Raw genomic sequence first — 16,175 nt, forward strand, 5'->3', positions numbered from 1 at the left:
TCATAGAGAACATGCTGATAATCTCATCTGCTATTGACGATGAATCGATGGTCAAATTGCTGAAGTCGATCATTGGTTGCCTGGACTTATATTCTCATGCTAGCCGCTCAATGTGCTCTGGAATTAAACGACGTTGTCTCAGAAGGTTGATGCTTGCCAAGCTTTAATGGGCAAGGGCAGATGAATCAGTTGATCAGCTGATCCATATTTAGTCCCCCAAAGCCACCACCACCCGAGCCACCAGATCCGGAGTCCGCACTGCAGGGGGTATTGGGGCATCCATCGTTGGCTGGAGGGCAGTACAGCTCAAGGGGAACCACGATGCTCCATTCCTCGCATAGGGACTCGTCACCGCGGGTGATGCAGAGATGGCTCGTGCATTCTTTGGTGACTGGAAGTTCGTCGTCATCGTCAGATTCCAGGCTGGCCGTTGGGAGCAGAAATCCTTGAAGAGTGGCGGACTTGATGGTGTCGGCGCCTAAGACAAGAATCAAGAAGGAAAGCTGTGCCTTGGATCGGCCAAAAGTCAGGCCGTGAATGATAAACCCAAGATTCTCCTTGCTGGAAAGTAATGGCTTGAGTTTTTGTGTCAACTTAGGTGGCATCAGCTTGATGAGCTTGGGGGCGATGACGCCGACATCAAGAGAGAAAGCGCATTCCGGCCTAAGTTTCCCAAAAACTGAGCCGAATGCTGTGCTAAGCACTTGGAAGGGAATCTTTTGCAGAGGAGAGGTGGGGTATTTCATATAGACCCAAAGACATGAATAAAGTACGAAGTCGTCAATCCAGGCGGCCTGAAAATGCTGCCTAGTGTCTTTATTGATTCAATTAAGTAGCAAATGAATCAATTTCCTGCTTAGAGCATATAGCATGCTCCTTGGGCTAGTTGCCATGCAAAGGTTTGGCAACACTCTTCGTAATGGCCTCTAGAACGGAATGGGGCCGCTGAATAAGCTCAGGCGATGGATCAGCTGATGCAACGATGAGCTGTCGTAAATCAAATCGCTTCAGCGCATCACCTTGATCTGGGGCCCATCACTCAGCGGCGCGCTGAAGCTCACAGTGCGTCCCACCCGTTGCACCGGTGTGCCGCTCATCGCTTCCAGGAAGGGCTCGATGCTGCCCTGATCGCAGCCGCTTGGGGCGTTGCCACTCACGTACTGCACCGGGATCACTCGCCGGGGTTCGAGCGCACGCACCACTGCCGCCGCCTCAGCGCCGGTATACACCTTGGCGCCACCGCCAACGCCGATGATCAGCACATCGGGCTTGCCGATCAGCACTCGGTCTTCGGGGCGCAGGGGCGCAGCAGTTCCGCCCAGGTGGGCGATCTCCAGGCCGCCCTGCTTCCAGCGCCAGAGCGTGGCCTGGCCGAAGCGCCGTCCGCCGATGCGGTCGTGGGGGATGGCTGCCCCCTCCAGCTTCAGGCCAGCAACCCGGTAGGAGCCAGGGGTCACCAGCATCCGGCCGGAGGCCACCGGGGCACCCTCATCCAGGAGCCGGCTGCTGGCCAGAATCACATCGGCGCGCACCCGCGGCTCCGCCAGGCCGGCAGCGCAGCCCACGGCCTTGAAGGGGTTCACCAGCACGGTGGCACCACCGCCCTGGATCAGCAGGGCGCTGTGGCCGTAGCTGGTGACTGAGACCCCACCGACGGCCAGGCCGGCGCCAGGCAGGCCCAGACTCACAGCAGCCATCAGGGACGCCGCGCCCACGGCTGTTGCCCGGCGGCGATGGGCCTTGCTGCCGTTGCTGGAGGGGGCCTGGTGCGGTTGCCCTGATGCGGAGGCCATGCCAGCTGGTGCGCGCCGCAGGCGCTGATCGTGGCGCGAACCTAGCAGCGTTGGCATGGAGGCTTTCAGGAGGGAGTTCCGGTGAGGGGGCTGGCGCTGGGTTGCTGGTGCTGGGCCGCCTGGCGCAGGAAGTTGGCCAGCAGCCGGTGACCGTCCTGGGTGAGCACGCTCTCCGGATGAAACTGCACGCCTTCGATCGGGAAGTGGCGGTGGCGCAGACCCATGATCGTGCCGTCTTCCAGCCAGGCGGTGATCTCCAGCTCCGCCGGCAGGCTGGACCTCTCCGCGATCAGGCTGTGGTAACGGGTGGCTGTGAGCGGGCTGGGCAGGCCGGCGAACACCCCTTGTCCTCCGTGCAGCACAGGGGAGGTCTTGCCGTGCATCAGCTCATCGGCTCGCACCACCCGGCCGCCGAACACCTGGGCCAGACACTGGTGGCCCAGGCAGACCCCCAGGGTCGGCACGGTCGGTCCCAGCTCCCGCAGCACATCGAGGCAGACCCCGGCCTGGTCGGGGTCGCCCGGGCCTGGTGAAATCAATATGGCCGCTGGCTGCAGGGTTCTGATCTGATCCACGCTGAGGGCATCGTTGCGCTCCACCCGCAGATCGGCGGCGATCGGGTGCTCCGTCGCCAGTTCACCGAGGTACTGCACCAGGTTGAAGGTGAAGCTGTCGTAATTGTCGAGAACCAGGAGCATCAAGCCAGCCGCCAGGCCTCCATTCAAACGCCCAGGCGCAGCAGCAGGGGCGGCAGCAGCAGCAGGGCGGCGATCAGCAGCGAGGCCGCTGCGGCCACCAGCACGGCCGCAGCGGCGCAGTCCTTGGCGATGCGGGCCAGGGGATGGAAGCGGCGGCCGATGGCCAGATCCACCACCGACTCGATCGCCGTGTTGATCAGCTCCAGCACCAGCACTGCCGCCACAGTGAGCACCAGCAGTGCCAGCTGCTCGGTGCTCAGCTGCAGCCACACCCCCAGGGCGAAAACGCAGCCGCCGGTGATCGCATGGATGCGGAAGTTGCGCTGGCTGGTGAAGCCGTAAGCCAGGCCCTGGGCGGCATAGCGAAAGCTCAGGGGCAGATCGCTGGCCACACGCCATGCCCCACTTCGTTGGCCACGCCCCCGTCGCGGTGAGTCGCTGTTCATGGGATCAGCCAGCGCAAGGGGCACCGGTTCAAGAGGGACCGGGTTAACCATGCTGCTTCCTCCTCCTTGCGTTCCGCCGCATCGGGCATCCGGGCTGAACGTTACCGCTGTCGTCCAGGGGGCTCGCTGCCGTCGCTACAGGCGGAGCAAGCCAGCAGTTGATCCTGGCGGCGCAGCATGGCCTCCAGGCGGGCATCGTCGGGGTGGTCCCAGCCCAGCAGGTGGAGCAGGCCGTGGCTGGCCAGCCAGTGAAGCTCCCGGGCCAGGCTCACGCCCGCCGTTTCAGCCTGGCGGGCAGCCGTCTCCAGGGAGATCACGATGTCGCCCAGCTCCAGGGGCTCCTCTTGATCGGGCTCAGGCGCCGGCAGCTTCGGCATCGCCGGCGCCCCTGCCAGCCCCTCGTCCTGGGCGGCGAAGGCCAGCACATCGGTGGGGCCTTCCTGACTCCGCCAGCTTTCGTTGAGCTCGGCCATTTCCCCGTCGCCCACCAGGCTCAGCCCCAGGCTGTAGGCCCTCGCCCGCAGAGGTTCCGGCAACTCGGGCTGCATCTGCTCCAGCCAGGTTGCCAGCAGATCAAGCCACTGCCCATCGGCCCTGGCAGGGTCTGCCAGGCGGCCAGCGGCCTTCAGTAACTCCGGGCTCAGCTGCTCGTCACAGCTGAAGGCCAGATCAAGGCCAGGGCGAAGAATCGAGGTCACTGGGGCAGGCTGGGCCGGCCGAACCAGGCCAGCAGCAGCAGGACGGCGCTGAATCCCACGGCGGTGAGGCCGAAATGAAGCAGGCTCTGGCGGCCCTTGCGCACCATGTTGCGCATCGCCAGCTTCACGAAGCTGGGCGGTGGGCTGGCAGCTGCCTGCGTGGGAGTGGATTCCGAGAGGTTGGCTTCGGCTGGGCTGGTGTCTGGGTTGCTGCTTTCAGTCATTGGGGCATGCGCAGGGCTCAGGCGGCCACATCGGCGGCGATCTCCACACCCTGGCGCAGCAGCGCCTGGATGAAGGGATCCAGGTCGCCATCCATCACCCCCTGCACATCGGTGGTTTCCACGGCGGTGCGCAGATCCTTGACCATCTGGTAGGGGTGAAACACATAGTTGCGGATCTGGTTGCCCCAGGCGGCTTCAACGATGTCGCCGCGGATGTCGGCGATCTCGGAGGCGCGCTGCTCCTGGGCGATCACCATCAGCTTGGCCATCAGCAGAGCCATCGCCTTCTCCTTGTTCTGGAGCTGGGAGCGCTCCTGGGTGCAGCGCACCGCCAGGCCGGTGGGCACATGCAGGATGCGCACCGCTGTCTCCACCTTGTTGACGTTCTGGCCGCCGGCTCCGCCGGAGCGGGAGGTGGTGATCTCCAGGTCCTTGTCGGGGATGTCGAGCTTGACCTCCTCATCGAGCTTGGGCATCACCTCGACGCCGGCGAAGCTGGTCTGCCGTTTGTCGTTGGCGTTGAACGGCGAGATCCGCACCAGCCGGTGAGTGCCCTTCTCGTTGCGCAGGTAGCCGTAGGCGTAGCGGCCGTCGATCTCGATCGTGCAGCTCTTGATGCCCGCTTCCTCCCCTTCCGAGAGCTCATCCACGGACACCTTCATGCCATGGTCTTCGGCCCAGCGGGTGTACATCCGCATCAGCATCAGGGCCCAGTCCTGGGCGTCGGTGCCGCCGGCGCCGGCATTGATCGAGATCACGGCGCCCTCCTTGTCGTAGATGCCGCTCAGAAGTCGCTCCAGCTCCCAGCGATCGAGCTCGGCCTTGAGCTTCTGCAGGCCGCCATTGGCCTCAGCCAGCAGTTCTTCGTCGGGCTCCAGGTCGTAGAGCTCAAGGGTTGCGCGGGCATCCTCCACAGCGGTTCGCCACTGTTGCAACTGCTCCAGCTGCGCCTTCACCTCATCGAGCTGGCGCATCTGCTTCTGGGCCTGCTGCTGGTCGTCCCAGAAGTCGGGCTGGGAGGCCAGCTGCTCCAGGTCCTGCTGACGCGCGTTCAGGGCCGGTACGTCAAAGACAGTCCTGGGCATGGCCCAGGCGGTCGGTGAGCTCGGAGAGGTCGCGCTTGAAGTCGGTGAGATCGAGCACTGGCTGCTGCCCAACGGTTTTCCCGACCGTATCAGCGGGACTGGGCCACTGGAGAGGCTTCTAGGATCCCGCCATTGCCATGTAGTTGGTCGATTGTGGTGAACACACCGGCGAAGGTCGAGATCTACACCTGGCGGTTCTGCCCCTTCTGCGTCCGAGCCAAGGCCCTGCTCGATCGCAAGGGTGTGGCCTACGAGGAATACGCCATCGATGGCGATCAGGCGGCCCGTGCCGCCATGGCTCAGCGGGCTGAAGGCCGCTCCAGCCTCCCCCAGATCTTCATCGACGACCGGGGCATCGGCGGCTGCGATGAACTCCATTCCCTGGAGCGAGCTGGCCGGCTCGATCAGTTGCTGCAAGGGGCCTGAGGGTGCCGAGTCGCGCCGAGGCCGCCAGCCGCTCCCACCTCTTTCTCGTCGATCCGGTCCAGCGTCTGCGTCCGGGTAAGGATTCGAGCGTTGCCCTGATGCAGGCGGCCCAGCGTGCCGGCCATCAGGTCTGGATCTGCAGCCTGGCCGATCTGGCGGTGGAAGGGCAGCGAGCCGACGCCACTGAGCCGGGTCACCGCCCCACGGTGCTGGCCCAGCCCGCCCGCCTCGCCCAGATTCGCCCCACTGCAGCTGGTTGGGAGATTCCCGAGCCCTGGGTGGAGCTGGGGGAACCCGAGCGGATGCCGCTTGACGCCTTCCCCTGGGTATGGATGCGCAAGGATCCGCCCGTTGATGAGGCTTACCTCTACGCCACCCATCTGCTGGAGCTGGCCGAGCCAGCCGGGGTGAGGGTGCTCAACCGGCCGGCCTCCCTCCGGGCCTGGAACGAGAAGCTCGGCGCCCTGCGTTTCAGCCATCTGATGGCGCCCACCCTCGTGAGCGGCAACATCGATCAGCTCTCGGCTTTTGCCGCCGAGCACGGCGAGGTGGTGCTCAAGCCCCTCAGCGGACGCGCCGGTCAGGGGGTGGTGCGCAGCGAGGCGCGGGCGCCGGGGTTGCGGGCCCTGCTGGAGCTGGTCACCAACCAGGGCCAGCTGCCGGTGATGGCCCAGGCCTTCCTGCCCGAGGTGGTGGCTGGCGACAAGCGCATCCTGCTGGTGAACGGCGAACCGCTCGGTGCCGTGAACCGCCGCCCCTTGCCCGGAGAGTTCCGCAGCAACCTGGCTGTGGGTGGGGAGCCCGAAGCCACCTCCCTCACCGACGCCGAGCGCCGCATCTGTGCCGAGCTGGCACCTGCCCTGCGCGAGGCTGGGCTTTTCTTCGTTGGCATCGATGTGATCGGCGACCGCCTCAGTGAGATCAACGTGACCAGCCCCACAGGCGTGCGTGAGATCGAGCGGCTGGGCGGGGTGCCCCTGGCTGATCTCACCATTGAGGCGCTGCTGGCGAGCTGACTGAAACTCGAACTACTCTGCGGTTCAAGCCTCCCCCGCGGGACCAATGAGCTCCGATTCCCATCCGCTCAACTCCCAGCAGAGCGACACTGTCACGAGCAACACCGTCACGAGCCGGGATGACGTCATGGAGGGGGCAAGTCGTCGGGCTGATCGGCTGATGACCGAAGAGATCGAGGATGCGGTTCAGCCCTTGTTCAAGGTGAATCGTGCCCTCGGCTGGGGCCGGCTGCTGCTGTTGCTGTTGCCGGCCCTTGCCTGCCTGGTCATGTATATCCGCGAGCCGTATCTGCCTTTGGCTGTTCTCTGGTTGCTGGCGGCGGCCGTGTTTTATGGCTTCGTGATGATCAGCACCCACGACATCAGCCATGCCAGCCTGCTAGATCTCGGCAACGCTGAGCAGGCGTTGGGATGCGCCCTGAGCTGGCCCGTGGCATGGCCTTATCGCACGTACCGCAATCTCCATCAGCTTCACCACCGTATGAACGGGATGGATCTCCGCGATCCGGAACGACGTGAACCATCCGAAGAGGAACTGGCCAGGGCCGGTTGGTGGAGGCGGCTCCATTTCAGCCATCCTTTCTGGCTGAGCGTGCTGGTGCTCGGCGGCATCCAGTTGATTGGTTCCATGTTCTGGTTCGGCTGGAAGCTGCGCGACAGCCATTCGAGACTGATTGGAGGCCTGGTCAGCGATGGGATCGGGATCCTGGTGGTGCAGGCCGCCATGTTCACTTGGGCGATCGGCCATGGCCAGCTGATCAAGTTGCTGTTGATGCTGGTGGTGGTGGAGCGGGTGGTGGGGGCTCTGATGCAGGTACGCGGAATGATTGAGCACCATGGAATCTGGAAGCGGTTTTCCACCTATGAGCTCACCCAGCTCTACAGCTCCCGCAACATTGAAGCCAGTCCTCTGGTGAATCTGCTGATGGGAGGTCTGCCCCATCACTCCCTTCACCACGCCTACCCCTCCATCCCCTACGACAAGCTGCCCCAGGCCACACTTATCGCGGAAGAGGTGCTCAGTCGGAACGGTCATCCTCCCCTGCCGAAACTGAACAGCTATGCGGAGGGCGTGGCTCTCCTGCTCTGAGCGTTGGTTAGCTCAAGTCCCAAGGGAGGTACCAAGGTGGCTGGTCAGTTTCCCCTGATGGCCTGCAGCCACCAACGCACACCCACCAGCAGAAAGCGAGGGTCGCCCAGAAATTCCGGCAGGGTTCCCTCCACCGCGTGACCGGCGAACTGCAAAGCCCATCCGGCCAGGAACAGCGCCGCGGCAGGGAAACCAAGTCCAGGCCACCAGATGGCCAGGGCCGCGGCCACCAGGGAGATCACTATCAAAGGGATGCCGATGAGATGGCAGAAGCGGTTCAGCGGGTGGCGATGGCTCCGCTCGTAGCGTTTGATCCATTCGCTCCAGGGTTGACCGTTCAGCATCGTGATCAGGACGTCGAATCCTGGGAGGGTGATTTGACTACCGCCTCATGGCCAGACCAGGAGGAGAGGTTCTCACGGGCATGCTTGTAACCGGCTTCGAAACTCTGGAGATAACTTTTCCACTCCAGAAACGGAATGTGCCCAATCTCCGGCCTGAGCACAATATCGGCTAATCGTTCCTGGGAATGGGATGTGGAATGGGAGGCACACATCATCGCATTGATGAGGGTTTTAGCCAGTGACGGGCGTCGTCGCTGGCGATCCGGACCGTAGTTATTGGCCGAATCAGGCTCCACATCCAGGGACACCGCAATGATCCGTCCGTCGGTGAGCGCACGGGCTGGAGCGATCGGCAGATTGCTCAGGATCCCTCCGTCCACATGCAGGTGTCCTGTGGCATCTTCCACGGGCGGGAAGATCCCTGGCACTGACATGCTGGCCAGCACGGCGGTGGGGATGTCGCCGCTGGTCCAGGCCTGCAGCTGATTGGTGGATAGGTTGGTGGAGAAGCACTGCAGCACCAGCCAGCTGTCTTCGATTTGCGAGGGGCCGAAGAAGGCCCTGAGTTCTCGTTCTGAATTGGCCAGGGAGAAGAGTGATTGCCGTGGAAGGGTCAGCGAGTAGGGCCGTGAACGGATGATCACCCGCTCAAGGTGGCCAAGAATCTCATCGGCCTTGAGATCGAATGCGGCCAGCGATGACACCAGCGCTCCGATGCTCACCCCCATCACCATGTCGATGTCAAGGGCCTTGCACTCCTGCAGTGCGGCGATCGTTCCCACATGGGCAAATCCCCTGGCCCCACCCCCGCCGAGCACCAGCACATTCTGACGACGCAGCACCGTTCGGGCCAGCCGCTGCAGATGGCTGCGCTGGCCGGATCGGACATTGAGCACAAAGGAGACGCGCCTGCCGCCGCCCCAGGGTTTCGTGCAGGGGCGCTCCTGATCGCTTGGCCAGAGCCGGACCAGGATGCACTCCGCTTTGGTCGGATCGGGAATCTGGATGTGATCGGCAGTCCCGTCCGTGAGAATCACCAGGCGGTCGAGAAGCTTCTGATTACGGGAGCTCAGCAGCTCTGGAGCCTGTGTGAGGAACACCCGGCTCAATCCCGCTCCGGTGGCCTGGGTCAGTGCCAGGTGGAGGTCGGCTTCATTGGTGAAGGGGCTGAGAAGTGGACCTTCGCCCAGTGAGATCTCACCGGCGCCAAGGCTGATCAGTTCTTCCGGCAAGCCCTCCAGGACCAGCTTGGTGAGGTGGGAGTATGGGCTGGCGTTGTGAATCAGGATCGTGCCCAGGGCAGATCGCCGCGGGTCACGTCCGATCGAGGCCGCATCAGCCAGGGTTGTGATCAGCAGCGATTGGAGCTCTTCTGAGAGGGAGAGCAGCTGGCGCAGATTCTCCAGGTTGAAGCCAAAAACGTTCAGATCGGTGAGTGCGATCGCCGATGCGGACCGTGGCTCATCGCCCAGCAGTCCGTATTCCCCCACCAGATCACCGCGCACCACTTTCCGGAACCAGGCCGTGCTTGGGCTCAGGGGGCCGTTGAACAGTCCGAGGATGCCCGACTCGATCACATAGGCGAGCTTGGCGGCGTCCCCTTCCTGGAAGAGCAGCTGCCCCTCCAAGAGGCTGAGCGGAAGTGGATTCAGGGCCTCGAGGCACTCTGGCGGGATGGTGCGGAACAGACGGGAGCTGGCAAACACCTGCTGGAGGCGCTCCTCTGGGGACGGGTCGCTCATCCCCACCAGGACGCTCGCTCGCCCTGGGGTTGGCCGACCCGCTGGATTGGGGATTCGAGCGGAAGATTGAGCTGCTGCTGCAGCACCCCCAGCTTCAGGGCCACTTCCTGGAGTTCCCGCTCCGGCTCGGAACCGCGCACAAGACCGGCGCCGGCGGTGAGTTCCAGCTGGTGGCCCTGCAGGCGACCACTGCGGATCGCCACCCTCAGCTCGGCATCACCGGCACTGTCGATCCAGCCGATCGGTGCGGCGTAGTGGCCCCTCTCGAACGGTTCGAGGCTGCGCAACCAGGCCATCGCCTCCCGCCGCGGCAGCCCGGCCACCGCCGGGGTGGGATGCAGGGCCTCGGCCAGGGCCAGGGGCTGGTGCTCCATCAGGGCGGCGGTGATGGGGGTGTGCAGATGAACCAGCTTGCCGTGTCTGGCCAGTCTGGGGTGGCGGGGCCGCCGGGGCGTCAGTCCAGCCTCCGAGAGCACCCGGGTGATCGCCTCCACCACCAGTTCATGCTCGTGGCGGTCCTTGACCGAATGGGTGAGCTGCTCGGCCGGTGGTCCCAGGGAGGCTGTGCCTGCCAAGGCATCGCAGCGCAGTTGCCCCTGCCGCACCGCCAGCAACCGCTCGGGCGACGCCCCGATCAGCGCATCGCCGGGTCGCTGCTGCCAGAGGAAGCGGCAGCTGCCCGGTTGGTGGCGGCGCAGGCGGGCCAGCAGCTCCAGGGGCTCGAGCGGCTGATCCAGTCCCACCTGCTGGCGTACCGCGACCACCAGTTTGCGCAGGGCGCCGCTTTCCACCAGGTCCAGGGCCTGACGCACCGCCTCGCGGTAGTCGCTCTCCCAGCAGGAGCGGCTGGTGATGCCCACCCCGCTGGTGCCTGGCAGACCGCCTTCGCCTTCGGTCGGTAGCCGGCTCAGCAGCTGGGCCCGCTCCCAGAGCTCCTCGGCCACGCCACGGGGGGTGACCTCTCCGCCGAGGCAGCGCTGCAGCCGCAGCCAGCAATGGCGTCCCTGACGGCTCAGCTGCCAGCGGGGCAGCACGGCCTGCACGCCGGCAACGGAGCCGCTGCCCTCCTGCAGGGGACTGTCGAAAAAGGAGAAGGCCAGCAGCACCCTCGGCCTGGCCAGGGGCGGAACGTGCTGGGGCTGTTGCCCCAGACGGCTGAGGCTCATGGCGCTGAAGCGCTGGGCCAGCTCGAAGCGCCTCGGTCCGCTCAGCTCCAGGCGGTGGGTGCTGCCGCTGGCTGCCAGACAGAGCCCGGGCGCGCCGTCCCAGAGAAAGCGGAAGCGTCCCCCGTCATCGAGGTGGGGGAGCAGCGCCAGGGGATCCCGGCAGGGCATGGGCAGCGCCAGGCTGAGCACGCCCTCTTCCTCCAGCTGCCGTGCCCCCTGGGCGGCGGCGGCGAGCAGTTCGGTGAAGGAGGGAACGACCTGCACCAGGACGATGGCGGCGGTGGCCAGGAAAGCTGCTCAAATGTATGGGTGCTTTCCGGTCCGCCGTCCCCGCTGCCCATGTCCGACCCCCAGGTCGTCGCAAGCCGTTACGCCGATGGGAACTCCGCCGGCGACCTGTCGCCCTGGGACCGCTCCCACGACCCATCCCGCCGCCGCCTCTGGAAGGCGGCGATCAAATGGCCGATGTATTCGGTGGCGGTGATGCCGGTGCTGCTGGCTGCGGGTTGGTGGACCGGCCGGGGCCAGGTGCCTCGCCTCGATCAACTGCTGGCTTTCCTCCTGGCGGCGGTGCTGCTGCTGGGCTGGGAGAACCTGGCCAACGATGTCTTCGATGCTGATACCGGCGTGGACCGGCTCGGCAAGCCCCATTCCCTGGTGAATCTCACCGGCCGCCGCGACCGGGTGGCCCAGCTCGCCAATGGTTGCCTGGCGCTCGGATTGGCGCTGTTTGCCCTGGTGGCGGCCCGCAGCAACCCCTTGGTGCTGGCGCTGGTGCTGGGCTGCTGCGCGCTCGGCTACATCTACCAGGGACCACCCCTGAGACTGGGCTACCGCGGCCTGGGTGAACCACTCTGCTGGCTCGCCTTCGGCCCGCTGGCAACCGCCGCCGCCCTGTTGGCGCTGGCGCCCTCGGCCGGCGCCGGGCTCGGTGACCTGGTTCCTGTCGCCGGTATCCCATGGAAGGCGGCCCTGCTGCTCGGCAGCGGACCCGCCCTGGCGACCACCCTGGTGCTGTTCTGCTCCCATTTCCATCAGGTGGAACAGGACGCCAGCCACGGCAAACGCTCGCCGGTGGTGAAGTTGGGCACGGCCGGCGCCGCTGCCCTGGTGCCCTGGTTCATCGCCCTGAGCCTGGCCCTGCAGTGGGCACCGGTGCTTCTGGGGCGCTGGCCCCTGACGGCCCTGCTGGGGATCGTGGGCCTGCCTTCAGCCAGGGGCCTGATCAAGCTGCTGCGCGATCACCACGACACACCTGAGCGGATCGCCGGCAGCAAGTTCCTGGCCCTGCGCTTCCAGGCTTTCAATGGTCTGGGCCTGGCGCTGGGCCTGGCGATCGGCCCCTGGCTGCCGCTGTGATGACCCTGGGCCTGCACTGGCGGCCCTTTGAACTGGTTCTGCCCTCGCCTCTTGTCACCGGTCGGGGCACGCTGAGGAGCAAGCGCGGCTGGCTGCTCCGGCTCAAGGTGCTGGCTGGGGGAGGTAGGGGGCCTGCGCCGGTGCTCGATCAGGGCTGGGGGGAGGCGGCCCCGCTGTCGTCGGGCGCCGATCAAGGGGCTGAGGGCCCGGAGCTTGTCAGCATCGCCAGGGCCATGGAAGCCCTGGGTCCAACGATCGAGTGCCAGGAGTTGGAGGCACGCCTGCCGGCCCTGCCGGCGGCGCTGGCCTTTGCCCTCGGTGCCGCCCTGGGCGAGATCCAGGGGCTGGTGGGGCCCGCCGCCGGGGGGTGGCTGCCGCCGCCGGTCTCTGCATGGCTGCTGCCGGCAGGACCGCCGCTGTTATCAGCCCTGGAGCGGATCCTGGATAGCCACCAGCAGAGCCAGCCAGCTCAGCCCGGCGCTCTCCCCCTCACGTTGAAGTGGAAAGTGGCGGCTACGGATGACCTTCAGGAGCGTCAGTTGCTGGAGCTGCTGCTGGAGCGCTTGCCGAGCGGGGCCAGACTCCGCCTGGATGCCAATGGGGGCTGGGCGCGCCCAACAGCTGCGGCCTGGGGCGCGCGGCTTGCCGCTGAGGCTCGCCTGGATTGGCTGGAGCAACCGCTGGCTCCCGCCGACCACGCCGGTCTGCTCGCCCTGGCGGCTGGCCCCCCGGCCCTTCCGGTGGCCCTGGATGAGTCGCTGGCGAAGCATCCGGGTCTGCGCCGCAGCTGGGGCGGTTGGCAGGTGCGACGGCCCTCCCAGGAGGGAGACCCCAGGCCCCTGCTGGCGCAGTTGCGGGCAGGGGTGCCCCGGCTGATGCTCAGCACGGGCTTCGAGACCGGCATCGGCCGCCGCTGGCTGAACCAGCTGGCCGCTCTCCAGGCAGGGGGACCGACCCCCGCGGCGCCGGGTCTGGCCCCGGGCTGGGGCGCCAGCGGCGATCTGGCCAGTTCCGACCCCGAGCTGGTCTGGGCGGCGGCCGCCGGGCGTTGGCTGGAGCCGCCAGAGTTGGCGTGAACAAAACCGCCACCGCGATGAGCCTCAGCAAGCAGGACACCCTGGCGGCCTCGGCCCCCTGGGTGGCCGTGGTCCTCAACCTGGTGCCGGGCCTGGGCACCGGTTACATCTATCAACGACGCTGGCGGGCCTACTGGATCACCTCGGCCTTGAGCACCGGCTGGTTTGTGCTCGGCCTGGTGCTCGGCCAGCGGGACGGAGTGGATCTGGGCTCCCAGGCCGATCCGCGGCAACAGCTTGTCGGTCTAATTGGCCTGCTGCTGCTCGCTGCTGTCACCGCTGTGGAGGCGGGGATCGCCGCCCGCCGCGCACGGCAGGACTGAACGCGGGATCGTTGCCGATGGGTTCTCCTCTGCTGCTCACCAGCGCCGAGCCGGCCGAGGGGCTGGTGGCACGGCTTGAGCAGGCCTGGCGTGAGGAGCGGCTGGTGGGCCTCTGCGCGGAGCAGGAGCAGGACCTGCTCGGCGCCGCTTTGGCAGGGTCAGTCCTGAGCGGCGCAGCAGTGGTGGTGGGCAGTGGCGGCAGTGCCGGCGGCCGCCGTTGGTGCCTGCAGCCCCTGGCCAACCTGGAGGCCTCAGCGTGCGCCACTGGCCAGTGGTTGCAATCGATCGGGCTGGATCCCTCAGCGATGCTGCAGCTCAACCCCCTGCCGCTTCATCACGTCAGCGGTCTGCTGCCCCTGGTGCGGAGCCGGGTCTGGGGGACGTCCTGGCGCAGGCTGCCGCCGGAGCTGATGCGCCGGCCCCGGGATCTGGCGGCGGCGTTTCCCCTTTCAGCCGACCGTCCAGCGCTGCTCTCCCTGGTTCCCATCCAGCTGGAGCGGCTGCTGGCCGCAGCGGAGGGCTGCGCCTGGCTGCGGGGCTGCGCCGTGGTCTGGGTGGGAGGCGCGGCGCTCTCCAGCGAGTTGGCCGCCCGGGCCCGGGCGGCTGAGATCCCGCTCTCTCCCTGTTATGGCGCCAGCGAAACCGCCGCGATGGTGGCGGCCCTGCCTCCGGAGCGTTTCCTGGAGGGGGATGGGGGGTGTGGCCGGGCGCTGTCCGACGTGGAGCTGCGGCTTGACCCCGATGGTGCCCTGCTGGTGCGCACGAAACGCCTCAGCCCGGGCTTGCTGGAGGCCGGGCAGCTGCAGCCCCTGGAGCTTCAGGAGGGTTGGTGGTGCAGTGGCGATGGGGCCCGCTTCGGCCCCGCTGGGCTGGAGATTATGGGGCGGTTGGATGGGGCGATCAGCAGCGGCGGCGAAACCGTCTTCCCTGAACAGGTGGAGGCTCGGCTGCTGGGCTGGGCCCGGGCGGAGGAGCTGCCCCTGGACCAGTTGCTGCTGTTGCCCTGCCGTGATCCCCTCTGGGGCGAGCGCCTGGTGGCCCTGGTGCGTCATGGCGGGGCCTCAGGGTCACCAGCGCCAGGGCCTGAGGCGTCCACCGCCACAACGGCGGCCCTCATCGCCCATTGCCAGCGGCTGGCCAAACGGCTTCCCCCTGCCCAGCGCCCCCAACATTGGCTGGCCTGCCCTGATCTGGCCCCCAATGTCCTGGGCAAGTGGGAGCGGGGGCGCTGGAGCCGCTGGCTGACGGCCCGGGAGTCGACGTCGGCCGATGGGCCGGCTGACGCCACTATTACGGATCCATGACAACGGCCCGGACCGCGGCTAGAAGCGGGGGGGCACCGGATCCGCCATGACCGTCAGCCATCTCACCGAAGTCAGAAACAAACAGCTGGCGGAAGCGCTGTCCTGCATCTTTCTGGAGACGTCGGCATCCACAAGTTCCTGCTGGGGGCCTAAAGCAGGCAGGAGATAAGAGGATGGAGCTTAAACTCTAATGATTGCTTGAATAAATCCTGACAACAACTCTGATTTTTTGATTTTATGGCTATCAAGACAGCTTTTCTGCAGCTCAGGACTTCCGAGCCAATCGAAGAAGTTGTAGAGGCTGTGCAGCTCTCTCTAAGAAGATTAGGAGGGCAAATTCTTGCAAGAAATAACACTATAATCGTGACAGATGGCAGTCAAGGTGTAAGCCTTGGATTTCTGGCAAGGATTCAAGCGACTGTTACTGTCAGCCCTAGTAAACGCAAGGAAGGAGCTTATGATATTGATTGTCAAATCATTACAAAGCCTAGCGGTATTTTTTGGATTTGCTTGGCTTTAGGATTTTGTCTGATTATATCATGGGCTGGCAATATTGCCTACTTGTTTGTCGATCCAATCCCTGTGTATCAACAGGCGCTTGATCGTGTACAATATGAACTCCCTTAAGCTGCGCAAGGCTAACCTGTCATTGAGGGAATGCTTTCTGTCATTGATGCGATATCAATACTGTTCTTGTCACAGTTTTCCGCAAATGAACTATAATCACTTCCTGATTTATGCTTAGAGCGACGATTGGCAATTCCAGTATGGACAACAATGGAATGACGAAAGCAATTTCCTGCATCATGGCTACTTTTAAGGGGCGTGCTTGAGCAATATAGACTTGTCGTTGATTGCGCTCCTTATGGCATGCTTGTTTGTTAGGCTTGCTGTCGCTCATCCCGACTTTGATTCTTGCCAGCTTTGTTGGATGCGATAATGGTTCGTGTGCCTTTGTCAAGGGTTGCCAAGTTTGCAGTTCATTCGCTCTTATTCTTTGGATGACTCAGTGGATTTTAGGAGTTTTAACGTGATCAGTATGATCAAGGGGGATCATCTATCTCAACAAAATCCCCGACGAGTTCAAGGCCACCTACATCGATGCCAAGAAGGAGTGGTTCTGATGGCTGGCCGCGGCCCCACATCATCACCTAAGGCTGGAGCCCTCAATCTGCGGGCACCCGGGCTCTCCGGCCGTCTCGGCCTGACGCTCCTCATCGCCATGGCGGCCTCGGTGAGTTTCTCCCTGGCGGGGGTGGCGGTGGAGGATGGCTTCCATCCGCTCACCCTGGTGGCCAGCCTGCTCCCGTTGCAGCTGGCGGCCCTGCTCTGGGCGCTCTCCCGCCGGCCACCAATCCTCTGACTGGATCGTTAAGCGTCGGCTC

The 16,175-nt window shown here is 65.0% G+C and carries 20 protein-coding genes; 9 read left to right on the plus strand and 11 right to left on the minus strand.

Going from position 1 to position 16,175, the window contains the following annotated elements:
- Nucleotides 1–185: 185 nt before the first annotated feature.
- The 7 genes from KBY77_RS06860 to prfB all read right to left on the minus strand — a co-directional run bounded on the left by KBY77_RS06860 (nucleotide 186) and on the right by prfB (nucleotide 5,002).
- Nucleotides 186–746, minus strand: coding sequence for a hypothetical protein (locus KBY77_RS06860; RefSeq protein WP_255102817.1), 561 nt, complete (start codon nucleotides 744–746; stop codon nucleotides 186–188).
- A gap of 261 nt (nucleotides 747–1,007) precedes the next feature.
- On the minus strand, nucleotides 1,008–1,697 hold the full coding sequence (locus KBY77_RS06865) for an MBL fold metallo-hydrolase (RefSeq protein WP_255102904.1): 690 nt from the start codon (nucleotides 1,695–1,697) through the stop codon (nucleotides 1,008–1,010).
- A 161-nt stretch (nucleotides 1,698–1,858) separates the two neighbouring features.
- Entirely contained in the window at nucleotides 1,859–2,491 is a 633-nt protein-coding gene (locus KBY77_RS06870) for an aminodeoxychorismate/anthranilate synthase component II (protein WP_255102818.1), read from the minus strand.
- Between the two features lie 23 nt (nucleotides 2,492–2,514).
- Nucleotides 2,515–2,937, minus strand: coding sequence for a diacylglycerol kinase family protein (locus tag KBY77_RS06875; RefSeq protein ID WP_255102905.1), 423 nt, complete (start codon nucleotides 2,935–2,937; stop codon nucleotides 2,515–2,517).
- Nucleotides 2,938–3,038: 101 nt separating this feature from the next.
- Nucleotides 3,039–3,635, minus strand: a complete 597-nt coding sequence (ybeY, locus tag KBY77_RS06880; RefSeq protein ID WP_255102819.1) for an rRNA maturation RNase YbeY — start codon at nucleotides 3,633–3,635, stop codon at nucleotides 3,039–3,041.
- Nucleotides 3,632–3,859 (minus strand): DUF3285 domain-containing protein, encoded by a 228-nt coding sequence (locus KBY77_RS06885; protein ID WP_255102820.1) that lies wholly within the window; start codon nucleotides 3,857–3,859, stop codon nucleotides 3,632–3,634. The genes ybeY and KBY77_RS06885 overlap by 4 nt, the downstream gene beginning before the upstream one ends.
- 17 nt (nucleotides 3,860–3,876) lie before the next feature.
- Nucleotides 3,877–5,002, minus strand: a protein-coding gene (prfB, locus tag KBY77_RS06890) for a peptide chain release factor 2 (protein ID WP_255102821.1) whose coding sequence is annotated in 2 segments (ribosomal slippage) — nucleotides 3,877–4,926 and nucleotides 4,928–5,002 — 1,125 coding nt in all. Because the reading frame shifts where the segments join, the coding sequence is not laid out codon by codon here.
- Nucleotides 5,003–5,100: 98 nt separating this feature from the next.
- Here prfB and grxC point away from each other — a divergent pair.
- The 3 genes from grxC to KBY77_RS06905 are packed head-to-tail and all read left to right on the plus strand — an operon-like array spanning nucleotide 5,101 to nucleotide 7,476.
- Nucleotides 5,101–5,370, plus strand: coding sequence for a glutaredoxin 3 (gene grxC / locus KBY77_RS06895; RefSeq protein ID WP_255102822.1), 270 nt, complete (start codon nucleotides 5,101–5,103; stop codon nucleotides 5,368–5,370).
- Nucleotides 5,371–5,372: 2 nt separating this feature from the next.
- Nucleotides 5,373–6,386, plus strand: a complete 1,014-nt coding sequence (gshB, locus tag KBY77_RS06900) for a glutathione synthase (protein ID WP_255102823.1) — start codon at nucleotides 5,373–5,375, stop codon at nucleotides 6,384–6,386.
- 46 nt (nucleotides 6,387–6,432) lie between these two features.
- Nucleotides 6,433–7,476 carry a fatty acid desaturase gene (locus tag KBY77_RS06905; RefSeq protein WP_255102824.1) on the plus strand — a complete coding sequence of 348 codons (1,044 nt, stop codon included), beginning with the start codon at nucleotides 6,433–6,435 and terminating at the stop codon, nucleotides 7,474–7,476.
- A 44-nt stretch (nucleotides 7,477–7,520) separates the two neighbouring features.
- Here the strand turns inward: KBY77_RS06905 and KBY77_RS06910 are convergent, their stop codons facing one another.
- The 3 genes from KBY77_RS06910 to KBY77_RS06920 are packed head-to-tail and all read right to left on the minus strand — an operon-like array spanning nucleotide 7,521 to nucleotide 10,992.
- Nucleotides 7,521–7,820: an Mpo1-like protein gene (locus KBY77_RS06910; protein WP_255102825.1), complete on the minus strand. Its 300-nt coding sequence runs from the start codon at nucleotides 7,818–7,820 to the stop codon at nucleotides 7,521–7,523.
- Between the two features lie 5 nt (nucleotides 7,821–7,825).
- Nucleotides 7,826–9,562: a cyclic nucleotide-binding and patatin-like phospholipase domain-containing protein gene (locus tag KBY77_RS06915; RefSeq protein WP_255102826.1), complete on the minus strand. Its 1,737-nt coding sequence runs from the start codon at nucleotides 9,560–9,562 to the stop codon at nucleotides 7,826–7,828.
- Complete coding sequence (locus KBY77_RS06920; protein ID WP_255102827.1) at nucleotides 9,559–10,992, minus strand: isochorismate synthase MenF; 1,434 nt, start codon at nucleotides 10,990–10,992, stop codon at nucleotides 9,559–9,561. The genes KBY77_RS06915 and KBY77_RS06920 overlap by 4 nt, the downstream gene beginning before the upstream one ends.
- Before the next feature lie 75 nt (nucleotides 10,993–11,067).
- Here KBY77_RS06920 and menA point away from each other — a divergent pair, with 75 nt between their 5' ends.
- The 5 genes from menA to KBY77_RS06945 all read left to right on the plus strand — a co-directional run bounded on the left by menA (nucleotide 11,068) and on the right by KBY77_RS06945 (nucleotide 15,417).
- Entirely contained in the window at nucleotides 11,068–12,087 is a 1,020-nt protein-coding gene (gene menA, locus KBY77_RS06925) for a 2-carboxy-1,4-naphthoquinone phytyltransferase (RefSeq protein ID WP_255102828.1), read from the plus strand.
- Nucleotides 12,087–13,163: an enolase C-terminal domain-like protein gene (locus tag KBY77_RS06930; protein ID WP_255102829.1), complete on the plus strand. Its 1,077-nt coding sequence runs from the start codon at nucleotides 12,087–12,089 to the stop codon at nucleotides 13,161–13,163. The genes menA and KBY77_RS06930 overlap by 1 nt, the downstream gene beginning before the upstream one ends.
- Before the next feature lie 17 nt (nucleotides 13,164–13,180).
- Nucleotides 13,181–13,486, plus strand: coding sequence for a hypothetical protein (locus KBY77_RS06935; RefSeq protein WP_255102906.1), 306 nt, complete (start codon nucleotides 13,181–13,183; stop codon nucleotides 13,484–13,486).
- Nucleotides 13,487–13,503: 17 nt separating this feature from the next.
- Nucleotides 13,504–14,790 (plus strand): AMP-binding protein, encoded by a 1,287-nt coding sequence (locus KBY77_RS06940; protein WP_255102907.1) that lies wholly within the window; start codon nucleotides 13,504–13,506, stop codon nucleotides 14,788–14,790.
- Nucleotides 14,791–15,027: 237 nt separating this feature from the next.
- Complete coding sequence (locus KBY77_RS06945) at nucleotides 15,028–15,417, plus strand: hypothetical protein (RefSeq protein ID WP_255102830.1); 390 nt, start codon at nucleotides 15,028–15,030, stop codon at nucleotides 15,415–15,417.
- Between the two features lie 40 nt (nucleotides 15,418–15,457).
- Here the strand turns inward: KBY77_RS06945 and KBY77_RS06950 are convergent, their stop codons facing one another.
- A complete protein-coding gene (locus KBY77_RS06950) occupies nucleotides 15,458–15,691 on the minus strand; it encodes a hypothetical protein (RefSeq protein WP_255102831.1) in 234 nt (77 codons plus the stop codon).
- 222 nt (nucleotides 15,692–15,913) lie between these two features.
- Here KBY77_RS06950 and KBY77_RS06955 point away from each other — a divergent pair, with 222 nt between their 5' ends.
- Complete coding sequence (locus KBY77_RS06955) at nucleotides 15,914–16,153, plus strand: hypothetical protein (protein WP_255102832.1); 240 nt, start codon at nucleotides 15,914–15,916, stop codon at nucleotides 16,151–16,153.
- Nucleotides 16,154–16,175: the final 22 nt, after the last annotated feature.

The organism is Synechococcus sp. Cruz-7E5, assembly GCF_024345995.1.
Classification (GTDB): domain Bacteria; phylum Cyanobacteriota; class Cyanobacteriia; order PCC-6307; family Cyanobiaceae; genus Regnicoccus_A.